Origin of the sequence: Kribbella sp. NPDC051587 (genome assembly GCF_044453945.1) — a bacterium.
Lineage (GTDB): Bacteria > Actinomycetota > Actinomycetes > Propionibacteriales > Kribbellaceae > Kribbella.
Window position 1 is genome coordinate 141,878 of the sequence record NZ_JBITDE010000011.1, and the last position, 14,404, is coordinate 156,281.

At 68.7% G+C, this 14,404-nt stretch carries 10 protein-coding genes; 3 read left to right on the plus strand and 7 right to left on the minus strand.

Annotated elements, in window-relative coordinates; all coding sequences use genetic code 11:
• Positions 1-26 precede the first annotated feature (26 nt).
• Together ACIA49_RS31655 and ACIA49_RS31660 are read left to right on the plus strand one after the other, a co-directional pair.
• Positions 27-917: an SDR family oxidoreductase gene (locus ACIA49_RS31655; RefSeq protein ID WP_396381420.1), complete on the plus strand. Its 891-nt coding sequence runs from the start codon at positions 27-29 to the stop codon at positions 915-917.
• Positions 914-1,261, plus strand: coding sequence for a darcynin family protein (locus ACIA49_RS31660; protein WP_396381422.1), 348 nt, complete (start codon positions 914-916; stop codon positions 1,259-1,261). Before ACIA49_RS31655 ends, ACIA49_RS31660 begins: the two co-directional genes overlap by 4 nt.
• A 49-nt stretch (positions 1,262-1,310) precedes the next feature.
• Here the strand turns inward: ACIA49_RS31660 and pyk are convergent, their stop codons facing one another.
• The 4 genes from pyk to gltB all read right to left on the minus strand — a co-directional run bounded on the left by pyk (position 1,311) and on the right by gltB (position 10,558).
• Positions 1,311-2,762, minus strand: a complete 1,452-nt coding sequence (pyk, locus tag ACIA49_RS31665) for a pyruvate kinase (RefSeq protein WP_396381424.1) — start codon at positions 2,760-2,762, stop codon at positions 1,311-1,313.
• A 99-nt stretch (positions 2,763-2,861) separates the two neighbouring features.
• Positions 2,862-4,397, minus strand: coding sequence for a metallophosphoesterase (locus ACIA49_RS31670; RefSeq protein WP_396381425.1), 1,536 nt, complete (start codon positions 4,395-4,397; stop codon positions 2,862-2,864).
• A gap of 171 nt (positions 4,398-4,568) precedes the next feature.
• Positions 4,569-6,035 carry a glutamate synthase subunit beta gene (locus ACIA49_RS31675; RefSeq protein WP_396381427.1) on the minus strand — a complete coding sequence of 489 codons (1,467 nt, stop codon included), beginning with the start codon at positions 6,033-6,035 and terminating at the stop codon, positions 4,569-4,571.
• Positions 6,035-10,558, minus strand: coding sequence for a glutamate synthase large subunit (gltB, locus tag ACIA49_RS31680; protein ID WP_396381429.1), 4,524 nt, complete (start codon positions 10,556-10,558; stop codon positions 6,035-6,037). The genes ACIA49_RS31675 and gltB overlap by 1 nt, the downstream gene beginning before the upstream one ends.
• Positions 10,559-10,765: 207 nt before the next feature.
• On the opposite strand from gltB, the gene ACIA49_RS31685 reads away from it, so the two are divergent.
• The gene (locus ACIA49_RS31685; RefSeq protein ID WP_396381430.1) at positions 10,766-11,563 is read left to right on the plus strand and encodes an aminoglycoside phosphotransferase family protein; all 798 of its coding nucleotides are present in this window, start codon (positions 10,766-10,768) and stop codon (positions 11,561-11,563) included.
• Here the strand turns inward: ACIA49_RS31685 and ACIA49_RS31690 are convergent.
• From ACIA49_RS31690 to lgt, 3 genes are all read right to left on the minus strand, one after another.
• On the minus strand, positions 11,527-12,315 hold the full coding sequence (locus tag ACIA49_RS31690; RefSeq protein ID WP_396381431.1) for a hypothetical protein: 789 nt from the start codon (positions 12,313-12,315) through the stop codon (positions 11,527-11,529). The two genes, ACIA49_RS31685 and ACIA49_RS31690, sit on opposite strands and share 37 nt — an antisense overlap.
• A gap of 129 nt (positions 12,316-12,444) precedes the next feature.
• Positions 12,445-13,170 (minus strand): VIT1/CCC1 transporter family protein, encoded by a 726-nt coding sequence (locus tag ACIA49_RS31695; protein WP_396381433.1) that lies wholly within the window; start codon positions 13,168-13,170, stop codon positions 12,445-12,447.
• Positions 13,163-14,365, minus strand: a complete 1,203-nt coding sequence (gene lgt, locus ACIA49_RS31700; RefSeq protein WP_396381434.1) for a prolipoprotein diacylglyceryl transferase — start codon at positions 14,363-14,365, stop codon at positions 13,163-13,165. The genes ACIA49_RS31695 and lgt overlap by 8 nt, the downstream gene beginning before the upstream one ends.
• Between the last annotated feature and the right edge of the window lie 39 nt (positions 14,366-14,404).

Genomic DNA, 14,404 nt, shown 5'->3' on the forward strand with positions numbered 1-14,404 from the left:
CCGAAATTGAGAGGGAGGGACACGACATGCGTGTCTTCATCACTGGAGCATCCGGCTGGATCGGGTCCGCCACCGTCGACGAGCTGCTTACCGCCGGCCATGAGGTCGTCGGGCTGGCTCGCTCGGACGAATCGGCCGCCAAGATCACCGCGAAGGGCGCGCTCGCTCATCGCGGCGACCTCGACGACCTCGACTCGCTCCGGGACGGCGCCGCTCAGGCGGATGCCGTCGTACACCTGGCCAATAAGCACGACTGGGGCAACCCGGCAGAGTCCGACCGTGCGGAGCGGGCCGCGGTCGAGACCATGCTCGACGCCCTGGCCGGCTCCGATCGGCCGTTCGTGATCGCCAACGGCTTGTCGGGCATCACCGAAGGCCGCTCGGTACTCGAGTCCGACCCGTCTCCAGCGGTCGGCCCCGGTTCGGACCGAGGGGGCAGCGAGAACCTTGCGCTGGAATCCGCCGTACGGCGCGTGCGGGCCTCGGCGGTCAGGTTCGCGCCGTCGGTGCACGGGCGCGGGGACTGGGGGTTCGTGACCTGGCTCGCGGCTGCCGCGCGCAAGCACGGTGTGTCCGGCTACATCGGCGATGGCGAGAGCACCTGGTCGGCCGTCCATCGCACCGACGCGGCGCAGCTGATCCGGCTCGCCATCGAGCAGGCGCCGGCCGGATCACGCCTGCACGCGGTAGCCGAGGAGGCCATCACCACCAAGGCGATTGCCGAAGCACTCGGTACGGCGCTCGCCGTACCGGTCACGTCGATCGACCCGGCCGAGGCGGCCGAGCACTTCGGGGTCGTCGGTCACTTCTTCGCCACCACGATGACCGCGAAGTCGGACATCACCCGCGATCTGCTCGGCTGGAAACCCACCGGCCCCGGCCTGATCGAGGACATCACCGCAGGGGCGTACACATGAGCGAACTGACGGCCTTCATCCTCGTCAAGACCCGCCGCGAGTGGCTTGATCTGACTGTGCCCGAACGCATCGAGGCGTTCGAGACCGCCGTACTGCCGACGGTGCGCGAGCGGGTCAGCAACGTCCGCTCACGCTTCTACGACACCGAGTTCTACTCGGCCCGCGTCACGGACATCTGGGTGTGGGAGGCCGATGACCACGAAGCCTTCCAGCTGGTCATCGAGGCGCTCCGCGAGACGCTGTTCTGGGATCACTACTTCGACATCGTCGAGATCCTGGTCGGGGTGGAGAACGGTTACGCCAAGCACTACGGCACCGCGACCCCGACCACCGTCAACGCCTGAGAACACCACGAGGCGGACAGCTGATCAGCTGTCCGCCTCGAAGCACGTCTTACGGGTTGGGAGTGCGGTAGGCCGGGGCCCGGCCTTCGATGGCGTCACCCATGCGGTGGACGCGCAGGGCGTTGGTGGAGCCGGGGATCGAGGGCGGCGAACCGGCGACGATGACCACCAGGTCGCCCTTCTGCAGCTTGCCCAGCTCCAGCAGGCGCTGGTCGACCTGACGCACCATCTCGTCGGTGTGGTCGACGGTCGGGACGATGTGGGTCTCGATGCCCCAGACAACGCTCAGCCACGAACTCACCGACGGGACCGGCGTGAAGGCCAGCACCGGGATCTCGGTGCGGTACCGGGCCAGCCGGAGCGCCGTGTCACCGGACTGGGTGAACGCGACCAGCAGCTTGGCGTCGAGACGCTCGGCCACGTCGGCGGCCGCGCGGGCGATGACGCCGCCCTTGGTGCGCGGCTCCCACTCCATCTCCTTGATCCGGGACAGACCGTGTTCCTCGGTCGACTCGACGATCCGGGCCATCGTGTTGACGGTCTCGATCGGGAACCGGCCGACGCTGGTCTCACCGGACAGCATCACCGCGTCGGCGCCGTCGAGGACGGCGTTGGCGACGTCGGAGGCCTCGGCCCGGGTCGGGCGCGGGGCGGAGATCATCGACTCCAGCATCTGGGTGGCGACGATCACCGGCTTCGCGTTCAGCCGGGCCTGGTCGATGATCAGCTTCTGGACCAGCGGCACCTCTTCGAGCGGGAGCTCGACGCCGAGGTCACCGCGGGCGACCATGAAGCCGTCGAAGGCCTCGACGATCTCGTCCAGGTTGGCGACCGCCTGCGGCTTCTCGATCTTGGCGATGACGGGGAGCCGGAGGCCCTCCTCGTCCATGATCTTGTGCACCAGCAGGATGTCGGCGGCGTCCCGGACGAACGACAGCGCGATCATGTCGGCGGGCAGGTGCAGCGCCCACCGCAGGTCCTCGACGTCCTTCTCGGACATCGCCGGCACGCTGACCGCGACGCCGGGCAGGTTGATGCCCTTGTGGTTCGACACCGGCCCGCCGACGGTGACGCGGCAGACCACGTCGGTCGCGGTCACCTCCTCGGCGACGAGCGCGATCCGGCCGTCGTCGATGAGCAGCTGGTCGCCGGGTTTCACGTCGCCGGGCAGACCGTCGTACGTCGTTCCGCAGATGGTCACGTCACCCGGCACCTCCCGGGTGGTGATGGTGAACCGCTCACCGTAGGTCAGCGTGACCTTGCCTTCGGCGAACTCGGCCAACCGGATCTTCGGACCCTGCAGGTCGACCAGGATGCCGACGTTCTTGCCGGTCTCGGCGGCGGCGGTGCGGATCCGCTGATAGATCCGCTCGTGCTCGGCATGGGCACCGTGGCTCAGGTTGAGACGAGCCACGTCCATACCGGCTTGGACGAGTTCCAGGATGCGCTCGGGGGCGGCAGTAGCCGGGCCGAGCGTACAAACGATCTTTGCGCGACGCACGTCACAAAACCCTACTCCTACAAGACCACTGCTCCGCTGGTCCACCCCCATTACTTGCGGGTCACCACCTTGTGACGAGCCGCGGCAGAGCCTGAAAAGTCAGGAGGGCAAGGGGGTGTAGGCGCCGACGGTGAGCTCGCCGGCCAGCCCGGCGGTGACCGTCTGGAGGCCGATCGGCTTGCCGTCGGTATAGGTGACCAGCGTCATCTCGCCCGGCCGCCGCAGGGTGTACCCGAGTGCGAACGCGTACGCCGCTCCCCCGGTCGTGCCGTTCGTGTACGTCGTCACCGGCCGCTCGTCGACGACCTTCGTCTCCGGCCCGACCTGCCGGTGCAGATGTCCGGACAGCAGCAGCGTCGCGCAGCCCCGGGCGGCCGTGTCGGCGAACGAGGACGGATCGTGGACGACCATCGTCGAGATGCGTTTGTCGTCCGGCTGCGCGCAGGCGACGTCAGCGAGCCGCTTGGACTGCTCGGCGGTCGTCTCGTCGCCGGGGCTGTCCGCGCTGCCGAGCCCCGTCTTGGTCGGGTCGCTGTCGCCCAGGAACCGGATGCCCTCGACCTCGACCGGTTTGCTGTCGAGCACGGTGAAGCCGTTCTTGCGCATCGCGTCCTCGATGTGCCCACCGGCGTCGTGGTTGCCGGCCACCGCGACCACCTTGAGGTCCTTGAAGTGCTCTCGCAGCGAGTGGATGCTGAACACCTCCCACGACTGCCCGGACGACGAGTCGTCACCGGCGTCGATCAGCAGCTTCGCGCCGGCCACCTTGGCGACCTCGCTGGCGACCGGGTCCATCCCGATGTTGTCGTGGCGGTCCGAGACCAGCAGGGCAACGGTTTCCTTCTCGGTCGCCTGGTGGATCCGGCCACCGACCCGGCTGACCTGCTCACGCAGCCGCCCGTAGAACTCGGTGGAGCGCTCGTACGTCTGCACCGCCGTCTTGATCACCCCGACCCCACCGGTCGTGGAGAACCCGGACGCCACCTCGACCCGCTTCAGCCGCGGATCGAGCGACAGTTGCGGGAGCAGTTCGGCCAGTGGCCGCCATTCGGTCGGCGCGACCTCCGCCGTACGCATCCGTCCTGGTCCGAAGATCGACGCGATCGTGATCAGCATCGCGACCAGTACGACGATCGCGCGGTGCTCGAACCGCCGTTCGTGGCGGTGCACGAGATCCCACAGCTCCCGGCGCCGGCGACGACCGAGCGACGTCCACAAGGTCGTCACCACCACGACCACGAGCAGCCCGGAACCGGCCCCGGCGACCAGGTTGTCGATCGCCATCTCCTGGATGACCTGCTGGATCCGCGCGATCTCACCGTCGGGCTGCGAGGCGATCAACGCGTCCCGGTTGAGCAGCTCGGTCAGGTTGTCGGCGTCAGTCTCCTGTACGTCGACGTTCACACCGATCCCGCCTGGTGTATCGGTTGCGATCCGCAACCGGGGCAGTACCGCGCCGAGGTCGAGTGTCGCGTGCCCGTCGAACGTCGGCGAGATCGTTGCCGCGTGCGCCCCGATGGTGACCCGCTCGGAGTCGTGGGAGAACCCCATCGCCCCGATCAGCACCGTGGTCACCGCCCAGAGCACGAACAGCCCGGCCCACGGCGCCACCGCGCGGACCCGCCTCTTCGTCACCAACCGCCTGACCACAACTCCAACCTATCGGCCCCCTCCCCCCAATCAACCGACCCCACCACCCCGCCGTACCGAATTTGCCTGGCTAGCCACGCAAATCAGGGGTTCGGCACCCTTAACCAGAGTGCAAAACCCCCAACGGCGGTGCCTAGCCAGCCAAATGGGGGCGGGTCAGACGGCGAGGGGGCGGGCGGTGGGTGGGATGGGGGTGGGGAGGGTGGAGGAACCGGTGAGGTGGGCGTCGACGCCGTTGGCGCAGGAACGGCCTTCGGCGATCGCCCAGACGATCAGCGACTGGCCGCGGCCGGCGTCGCCGCAGGCGAAGACGCCCTCGACCGAGGTGTGGTAGTTCTTGTCCCGCTTGACGTTGCCACGCTCGTCGAGCTCGACACCGAGCTGCTCGAGGAAGCCCTCGCGCTCGGGGCCGAGGAAGCCCATCGCCAGCAGCACGAGCTGCGTGGGGATGGTCCGCTCCGAGCCCTCGACCGGGTTGAACTTGCCGCCCTCGAACTTCACCTCGACCAGGTTCAGCCCGGAGACGTTGCCGTCGGCATCGGCCTCGAAGTTCACCGTGGAGACGGCGTACACGCGCTCGCCGCCCTCCTCGTGCGCCGAGGCGACCCGGTAGATCATCGGGTACGTCGGCCACGGCTGACCGGCCGGCCGGTCGTCACCGGGCCGCGGCATGATCTCGAGCTGGGTGACCGAGCGCGCGCCCTGGCGGTGCGCCGTACCGAGGCAGTCGGCGCCGGTGTCGCCGCCACCGATGATGACCACGTCCTTGCCGGTGGCAACGATCTGGTCCTCGACCGGCTTGCCGAGAGCGACCCGGTTGGCCTGCGGCAGGTATTCCATCGCCTGGTGGATACCGCCGTACTCACGACCCGGCACCGGCAGATCACGCGCCGCGGTGGCGCCGGTCGCGATCACGACCGCGTCGTAGCGCTGCTTGAGCTGCGTACCGGTGACGTCCACGCCGACGTTGACGCCGGACCGGAAGACCGTGCCCTCTTCCTTCATCTGCTGGATCCGGCGGTCGACCTGTTCCTTCTCCATCTTGAACTCGGGGATGCCGAACCGCAGCAGCCCGCCCGGCGCCTCGGCGCGCTCGTAGACCGCGACCGTGTGCCCGGCGCGGGTCAGCTGCTGCGCGACGGACAGCCCGGCCGGGCCGGAGCCGACGACCGCGATCGTCTTGCCGGTCAGCCACTCCGGCGGCTGCGGCCGGACGTGCCCGGTCTCCCAGGCCTTGTCGATGATCGCGACCTCGACGTTCTTGATCGTGACCGGGTCCTGGTTGATGCCGAGCACGCACGAGGTCTCGCACGGTGCCGGGCACAGCCGCCCGGTGAACTCCGGGAAGTTGTTGGTGGCATGCAACCGCTCGATCGCCGAGGACCAGTCGTCCCGCCAGACCAGGTCGTTCCACTCCGGGATCAGGTTGCCCAGCGGGCAGCCGCTGTGGCAGAACGGGATCCCGCAGTCCATGCAGCGGCCGGCCTGCTTGGTGATGATCGGCAGCAGCGCCTTGCCCGGTCCACCGGGGTAGACCTCTTTCCAGTCCTGCAACCGCTCCTCGACCGGACGCCGCTCGGCGACCTCACGACCAGTGGTGAGAAAACCCTTCGGGTCAGCCATCAGATGGCCTCCATCATCGCTCGCGTGGTGGCGTCCTCGTCCAGCCCGTCGCGTTCGGCAGCCGCCTTGGCTGCCAGAACCCGGGCGTAGTCGCGGGGCATCACTGTTGTAAACCGCGAACCGGCCGCCTGCCAGTCGCCGAGCAGCTTGGCTGCCCGCTCCGAACCGGTCTCCTCGTGATGACGCCGGACCAGGTCCTGCAACAGGTCGGACTCGGCCTCGGTGAGCGGGAGCAGGTCGACCAGCTCCTTGTTCACCAGGGCGCGGTCCAGGTCGAGCACGTGGGCCACGCCGCCCGACATGCCCGCTGCGAAGTTCCGTCCGACAGCGCCCAGTACGACGACGCGCCCGCCGGTCATGTATTCGCAGGCGTGGTCGCCGACTGCCTCGACGACCGCGGTGGCTCCGGAGTTCCGGACACAGAACCGTTGCCCGGCGCCACCACTGATGAACAGTTCGCCGGACGTCGCGCCGTACGCGATGACGTTGCCGGCGATGATCTGGTCGGCCGCGTCGAACCGGGCGTGCCGGTCCGGGCGGATGACGACCCGGCCACCGGACAGCCCCTTGCCGACGTAGTCGTTCGCGTCGCCTTCGAGGCGCAGCGTGACACCGCGCGGGACGAAGGCGGCGAACGAGTTTCCGGCCGACCCGGTGAAGGTCAGGTCGATGGTGCCGTCGGCCAGCCCGGCCGCGCGGTACCGCTTGGTGATCTCGTGGCCGAGCATGGTCCCGACGGTCCGGTTGACGTTGCGGATCGCGAGCTGGGCCCGGACCGGTTCGCCGTTCTCGAGCGCCGGCCGGCAGATCCGGATCAGCTCGTTGTCCAGGGCCTTGTCGAGGCCGTGGTCCTGCTCGATGACCTGGTGCCGGGAGGCGCCCTCGGGCAGCGACGGCACGTGCAGGATCGGCGTCAGATCGAGACCGTCGGCCTTCCAGTGGTCGACCGCGCGCTTGATGTCCAGCACCTCGGCGTGCCCGACCGCCTCTTCCAGCGTCCGGAACCCGAGCTCCGCCAGGTACTCGCGGACCTCTTCGGCGATGAACTCGAAGAAGTTCACCACGAACTCCGGCTTGCCCGAGAAGCGCTCCCGCAGGACCGGGTTCTGGGTGGCGACGCCGACCGGGCAGGTGTCCAGGTGGCAGACGCGCATCATGATGCAGCCCGACACGACCAGCGGCGCACTGGCGAACCCGTACTCCTCCGCTCCCAGCAGCGCCGCGATCACGACGTCCCGGCCGGTCTTGAGCTGACCATCGGTCTGTACGACGATCCGGTCGCGCAGCCCGTTGAGCAGCAGCGTCTGCTGGGTCTCGGCCAGGCCGAGCTCCCACGGACCACCTGCGTGCTTGAGCGACGTCAGCGGCGCCGCGCCAGTGCCACCATCGTGCCCGGAGATCAGTACGACGTCCGCGTGCGCCTTCGAAACGCCTGCGGCGATCGTGCCGACGCCGACCTCGGAGACCAGCTTCACGTGGATGCGGGCCTGCGGGTTCGCGTTCTTCAGGTCGTGGATCAGCTGCGCCAGATCCTCGATCGAATAGATGTCGTGGTGCGGCGGCGGCGAGATCAGGCCGACGCCGGGGGTCGAGTGCCGGGTGCTGGCCACCCACGGGTAGACCTTGTTCCCGGGGAGCTGACCACCCTCACCGGGCTTGGCACCCTGCGCCATCTTGATCTGGATGTCGTCGGAGTTCGTCAGGTACTCCGACGTGACACCGAACCGGCCGGACGCGACCTGCTTGATCGAGCTCCGCCGGGCGGGGTCGTGCAGCCGCTCGGAGTCCTCGCCGCCCTCCCCCGTGTTCGACTTGGCGCCGAGCTGGTTCATCGCGATCGCGAGCGTGGTGTGCGCCTCGGCGCTGATCGAGCCGTAGCTCATCGCACCGGTGGAGAACCGCTTGACGATCTCGCTGACCGGCTCGACCTCGTCGATCGAGATGGGCTCCCGATTCTCCTTGAAACCGAAGAGTCCACGCAGCGTCATCAGCCGCTCGGACTGCTCGTCCACGCGTGCCGTGTACTGCTTGAAGATGTCGTACCGCCCGCTGCGGGTGCTGTGCTGCAGCCGGAACACGGTCTCGGGGTCGAACAGGTGCGGCTCGCCTTCACGCCGCCACTGGTACTCACCGCCGACCTCGAGCTTGCGGTGCGCGGTCAGGATGCCGTCGGCCGGGTAGGCGCGCAGGTGGCGCTGCCGGACCTCCTCGGCGATCGTGTCCAGGCCGATCCCGCCGAGCTTGGACGACGTACCGGTGAAGTACTGCTCGACCAGCTCCGGCGACAGGCCGTTGGCCTCGAAGATCTGTGCACCCGTGTACGACGCGACCGTCGACACGCCCATCTTCGACATCACCTTGAGGACGCCCTTGCCGAGCGACTTCACGACGTTGCGAACAGCCTGCTCGGGCTCGACACCCGGCAGGTAGGTGCCGCGACGACACAGGTCCTCGACCGACTCCAGCGCGAGATACGGGTTGATCGCGGCAGCGCCGTACCCCATCAGAAGTGCGACATGATGAACTTCGCGTACATCTCCTGCTTCCACGACCAGGCCGACCTGGGTGCGGGTCTTCTCCCGGACCAGGTGGTGGTGCACGGCCGCGGTCAGCAGCAGCGACGGGATCGGCGCACTGTCAGCGTTCGAGTGCCGGTCGGACAGTACGACGATGCGCGCGCCCTCCCGGATCGCCTCGTCGGCCTCGGCGCAGATCTCGTCGAGCCGGGTCTTCAGGGCCTCGCCGCCGCCCTCGACGTCGTACACGCCGCGCAGGACCGTGGTGGCCAGGCCGGGCATGTCGCCGTCGAGGTTGATGTGGCGGAGCTTCGCGAGCTCGTCGTTGGTGATCACCGGGAACGGGATCACCACCTGACGGCACGACGACGGGCTCGGGTTCAGCAGGTTCGACTCCGGGCCGAGGCTCGACGACAGCGAAGTGACGAGCTCCTCGCGGATCGCGTCCAGCGGCGGGTTGGTCACCTGGGCGAACAGCTGCGCGAAGTAGTCGAACAACGGCCGCGACCGGTCACTCAGCATCGCCATCGGCGTGTCGGTGCCCATCGAACCGATCGGCTCGGTGCCGCTCCTGGCCATCGGGGTGAGGATGACCCGCAGCTCCTCCTCGGTGTACCCGAACACCTGCTGGCGGCGCGTCACCGACGCGTGGCTGTGCACGACGTGCTCGCGCTCGTGCAGGTCCTCGAACCGGATCAGGCCGGCGTGCAGCCATTCGTCGTACGGGTTCTCGTTCGCGAGCGCGTTCTTCACCTCGGCGTCGGTGACGATCCGGTGCTTCTCGACGTCGACGAGGAAGATGCGGCCCGGCTCGAGCCGGCCCTTCTCGGTGACCGTGGCGGGGTCGATGTCCAGCACACCGGCCTCGGACGCGAGCACGACCAGGCCGTCCTCGGTCACCCAGTACCGCGAGGGGCGCAGGCCGTTGCGGTCGAGCACCGCGCCGACCTTGGTGCCGTCGGAGAACACGACCGAGGCCGGTCCGTCCCAGGGCTCCATCATCGTCGAGTGGAACTCGTAGAACGCGCGCCGCTTCGGGTCCATCGTGGTGGCGTTCTCCCACGCCTCCGGGATCATCATCAGCATCGCGTGCGGCAGTGAACGACCACCGAGGTGCAGAAGCTCGAGCACCTCATCGAACGACGCCGAGTCCGAAGCGCCCGGCGTACAGATCGGGTAGAGCTGCTCGAGGTCACCCGGGATCAGGTCGCTCGACAGCAACGCCTCGCGGGCGCGCATCCAGTTCCGGTTGCCCTGGACGGTGTTGATCTCACCGTTGTGGGCGATGTACCGGTACGGGTGCGCCAGCGGCCAGGACGGGAACGTGTTGGTGGAGAACCGGCTGTGCACGACGCCGATCGCCGAAGCCAGATCAGGGTCGGTCAGCTCGGGGAAGAACTTGTCCAGCTGGTCGGTGGTCAGCATCCCCTTGTAGGTGATGGTCCGGCCGGACAGCGACGGGAAGTAGGTCTCGGTCTCCTTCTCGGCCCGCTTGCGCAGCCGGAAGGCCATCCGCTCCAGGGCCAGCCCCAGCACCCGGCCGGCCCGCGCCGCCACGAACAGCTGCTTGAACGTCGGCATCACCGAACGCGCCGTACTGCCGAGCAGCTCCGGCGTGGTCGGCACGTCGCGCCAGCCCAGCACGGTCAGCTTCTCCTCGGCCGCGATCTCCTCGATCCGCGCGATCGCCTTCGCGGCGTCGTCGGCCTCGGCCGGCAGGAACGCGATCCCGGTCGCGTACCCACGCGCGACCGGCAGCTCGAAGTCGCACACCTTGCGGTAGTACGCGTCCGGGACCTGGATCAGGATTCCGGCGCCGTCGCCGGAATCCGGCTCCGCGCCGGACGCACCACGATGCTCGAGATTACGCAGGGCGGTCAAAGCCTTCGCCACGATGTCGTGGCTGGGAATTCCCGTCAGGGTTGCGACGAAGGCGACACCACACGCATCGTGCTCGTGGCGGCCGTCGTACAAACCCTCACGTGGAAAGGGGGCGCGACCAAACATTCAGGGGCTCCCGTCGTCCTACGGTCAACAACTGGCCGCGGGACAACATTGGCCCAAGCCGGGTGTCCCGAGACTACCTCATGACGCCCGACAGGTGGACAGACATTCCACCGCCAGCACGCCGTTCACTGTCAACAGTCACGCCTCGTAAGCAAGCGCTCACTCCTTCGTCTACCCATGGTGACACCATCGGGTTAAATCTGGACGATGAGACCCCTCCAGCCCGGCACCGGCCAGTCCAACGGCGGCGTCTGGATCACCCCCGAAGGCCTGGTCGCCAAACGCCTCCTCCCCGGCGTGACAACCGCCCGCCACCACGCCTACTGGGAACGACAAGCGCTCGTCGCCGAGTCCGGCATCGTCGCCAGTACGCCGGGACTACGCTCGCCGCGCTACGTCGCCGTACAGCGTGACGCAGACGGGATCACAGTCCTGTCCGAGTACGTCGAGCCTGCACCCGTGGATGCCGGACGACTCGCTGACGGGCTTCGGCGATTCGCGGACGCTCAGCTCGAGGAACCGGCGTGGGGTGCGCGCGACGTCCTGCGGGACCGCATGGCAACCGTCGAGGCACGAGGTGGTTGGGACGTGTTGTGGGATCACGTCTCCGGGACGTTGCTGGAGCACCTGCGGCGTTTGTGGGTACGGCGATCCGCCGCGCTCGCGGAACTCGACACCCTGCCGCGAGTCCCCACCCACGGCGACGCGCATCCGGGGAATCTGAACGGCTGGGACGGCGACAACGTGCTCGCCCTCGACTGGGAACAGTTCGGCCTCGGCCCAGCCGGCTTCGACCTCGGCTACCTCCTGATCGCCCTACCCACCGCCGCTCACCACATCCTCCCCGCCAACCCCGTCGTACGGCGCGGCGCCGTACTGACGGCGGCGCTCACCGCCGCATCACGAGCTGCATGGGCGCTAGACCAGCCCACCCCTGGTGATCACCTTGAGCGACTGGAGCAGCTGGGTTATGTCATTGAGGAGGCTTCTAGCCAGGCGCTGTAGAAGGCTTGGTAGCTGTCGTAGCGGGTGGTGGTGGCTTGGTGGAGGACGGCGTACTGGGGGTTGGTGCCGCGGAAGGCGGGGCGGTCGAGGGTGCCGTCGCCTAGGAGGATGAGGGCGGTGCGGGCCATGACGAAGGCTGTGGTGCTGTCGTCGATGAGGGCGTCGAGGGTGAGTTGTTCGGGGGCCATGAAGCGGGTGGAGCCGAACATGCGGCCCATGTCGTTGCGGTAGGCACCGGGGCGGTAGTCGTCGAGGTCCATGACGGTGAGCTGGTGGGTGTCGTAGTCGTAGAGCATGGCGCCGTCGTAGAAGTCGCCTTCGACCCAGCCGGACGAGGTCAGGACGTCGTGCAGGTCGTAGAGCTGGTCGAGGGCTTCGCTGATCTCGTCGGCGGACAAGGCGCGGAAGCGGTCGAGGTGGGTGCCGAGGTGGTCGCCTTCGCGCCAGTCGAAGACGAGGGCCGGGCCCCAGGGGGTCTCGATCAGGCCGTGGTAGGCGGGGAGCAGGTCGTGTTCGATCTCGGCGGCGAGGCGGCCGGCGCGGCGGACTGCTTCCTGGCGGCGGGGTGCTGGGGCGAACGGCTTGGGATCCTCCGGGATGCCGGGCGTTTTGACGAAGTAGCGGTGGCCGTCGATCGTCACGCCGTACGAGATGTTGCCGGAGTCCTGGGTGTGCTCGCCGAACTCGGCGAACACCTCGCCGACACTCTTCAGGTAGGTATCGGGCTGCTCGTCGATCTTCGCGGGGAACACCCGCTGACGGTAGCCGATCGGAGGCGGACCTGTGCCACTCATCAACCCGGCGTCGGCGTGGTTCGCGCGGGGATGCTGAGCGTGGAACGGACGGGTCGCCAAGAGTTGGTGAGTGGGGGCGGTCCGGGTTCAGCCGATGCCGGGGCCGACGAGGGAGCCGACGAAGTAGGTGAGGGCCGCGGCCGCGCCACCGAGGAGGAGTTGGCGCAGGCCCGAGTACCACCAGGAGCGGCTGGTCACCCGGCTGACGACCGCTCCGGCGGCGAAGAGCGCGGTGAGGCTCATGATGAGCGCCGGTACGACGGTGGTCGCGCCGAGCAGGTACGGCAGGAGCGGGATGAACGCTCCGACCGCGAAGCAGACGAAGGACGAGCCTGCCGCGAGCACCGGGCTCGGGAGGTCGTTCGGGTCGATGCCGAGCTCTTCGCGGACATGTTCGTCGAGGGCCTGGTCGGGATTCGTGTGGAACTGCTTGGCGACCTTGTCGGCCAGGTCGGGATCCAGGCCCTTGGCGCGGTAGGTCTCGGCCAGTTCGATCTCTTCGTCGATCGGGTGGCGGGCGATCTCCAGCCGCTCGACCTCGATCTCGGCGCGGGCGAGCTCACGCTGGGATGCGACCGAGGTGTACTCCCCCGCCGCCATCGAGAACGCTCCGGCCGCCAGCCCGGCCAGTCCGGCCAGCACGATGAACTTGGAGCCCGATTGCGTACCGCCGTCCATGCCGGCGATCAGCGCGAAGTTCGACACCAGGCCGTCCATCGCGCCGAACACGGCCGGCCGCAGCCAGCCGCCGTTCACATCACGGTGCTTGTGGTCACCGTGATGCTCGGAGGAAACCTGCGGACGGTCAGTCACGAGCCCCGTCGCCCGGTACGGCGGGAGCGGTGGTGTTCGTGTCCTTGACGGCCTCGGTGCTGGTCCGCTCGCCACCCGCAGCCGGTATGTCGCTCGCCGGGTCGGCGTTCTCGACCACGATCGCCTCCGCATCCGTGGCTGCCGCGGCAGATGGCGAAGTGGCCGCGTCGGGTCCGGTCCCACCCGTCGAGTCGAGCTCGGCCTCGGGCTCAGTGGACTCGGGCTCGGTGGACTCGGCGACGAGGGTCGCGCCGGCGGCGGTCGCCGTACCGGTCGCGGACTCAGCCGATGCTGCGTCGGTTCCGGAGGCTGCGCCGGCGCTGACGATCGGGGTGGGCTGGCCGGCGGCGGGGCCGCTGGACAGGTCTTCCTGGCCGGGCTTGGTGCGGGCGCTGATGATCAGCGCGACGACGGCCAGCACGAACAGGATGATCGAGGTCCAGACGTTCAGGCGCAGGCCGAGGAAGTGGTTGACCGTGTCGATCCGCATGTTCTCGATCCAGACGCGGCCGGCGCAGTACGCGGCGACGTACAGGAAGAAGGCGCGGCCGTGGCCGAGGGTGAAGCGGCGGCCGACCAGGATGACGAGGGCGACGACGCCGACGTTCCAGATCGCTTCGTACAGGAAGGTCGGGTGGAACGTCGCGAAGTCGGCGAAGCCGTCGGGGCGGTGCGCCGGGTCGATCTCCAGGCCCCACGGACGGGTGGTGGGCCGGCCGAAGAGTTCCTGGTTGAAGTAGTTGCCGAAGCGGCCGAAGATCTGGGCCAGCGCGACGCCGGGGGCGACCGCGTCGAGGAAGCCCAGGAACGGGACGCCGGCGCGGCGGCAGGCCAGGTAGGCGCCGAGGCAGCCGAAGCCGACCGCACCCCAGATGCCGAGGCCGCCGTGCCAGATCTTCAGCGCGTCGATCGGGTGCCGGCCCTCGCCGAAGTACAGCTCCGCGTCGGTGATGACGTGGTAGATCCGCGCGCCGACCAGGCCGAACGGGATCGCCCAGAACATCACGTCGGACAGCACCGTCGGCGAACCGCCGCGGGCGACCCAGCGCCGCCGGGTCAGCCAGTAGCCGGCGAAGATCCCGGCCAGGATGCACAGTGCGTAGGCGCGGATCGGCAGCCCGGCGACGTGCCAGACACCTTGGCTGGGACTGGGAATGAAGGCCGGCACGATCACGGCGGGGATCAGACTAGACATGGCATCCGGAACGCTACTCGACGGCCCAGCCCACCGGCC